At 46.4% G+C, this 662-nt stretch carries 2 protein-coding genes; one reads left to right on the plus strand and one right to left on the minus strand.

Going from position 1 to position 662, the window contains the following annotated elements:
- On the plus strand, positions 1-380 hold a 380-nt coding region (locus tag OXG10_03265; GenBank protein MCY3826390.1), incomplete at its 5' end, for a hypothetical protein.
- Between the two features lie 100 nt (positions 381-480).
- On the opposite strand, the gene OXG10_03270 is transcribed toward OXG10_03265, so the two are convergent.
- On the minus strand, positions 481-662 hold a 182-nt coding region (locus OXG10_03270), incomplete at its 5' end, for a 4Fe-4S binding protein (protein MCY3826391.1).

A 662-nucleotide genomic window follows, 5' to 3' on the forward strand; every position in this document is an offset into this window, starting at 1 on the left:
TTGAGAACCAGAGCAAAATCGCCTGCGCAATAGTGTACGCCCTGTCTCATCTGAACCAGCCGCTCATCGCGGGATACCAGCGCTATTTCAACAATAACGTAATCTTGAAATACGATTCAAAAACGGTATTTGCCCACAACCCAGATCTTCCAGATTTTCTGTGCGCGTATTTCATTTTAGTGAGAAAACCGGACAAGGCCGACAAAAAGGAAATCATTGAAGACTCCAAGATATACGTCAACAATTTCCTGGAGTTTAACATGGAGATACTTTCCGGTATATCCTGCTTCGTCTTTGACATAGAAAACGGCGAGGTAATCGAAAGAGTCGACCGAGGGAGAAAGGAAAGCATGGAATCCGTCGAGTTTCTCAATATCTGAGCGTTCCGCTATTTTGTCCTTTCGATTTAAAGACCGGGAAATGAAATTGACCTTGGAACTGTCTTGAGAATTCTTGGACTAGAGGTTTTGAGCTCTGAAACTAGACATGTTTCAGCGAGTCGATAAGAGCACCAAGCGGTTTGTCGGACCCAGAGAACCTGTCCTTGAAAGTTCCTCCGTTTTCAAGCTTAAGCACACCCCTTGGGCACACGGCTGCACACACTCCGCATCCGACGCACGACGCTCTCACTATGTTTTCACCCTTCTGCGCGTAAGCCCTGA

It is taken from the genome of Candidatus Dadabacteria bacterium (genome assembly GCA_026706695.1).
Taxonomy (GTDB): Bacteria; Desulfobacterota_D; UBA1144; order Nemesobacterales; family Nemesobacteraceae; genus Nemesobacter.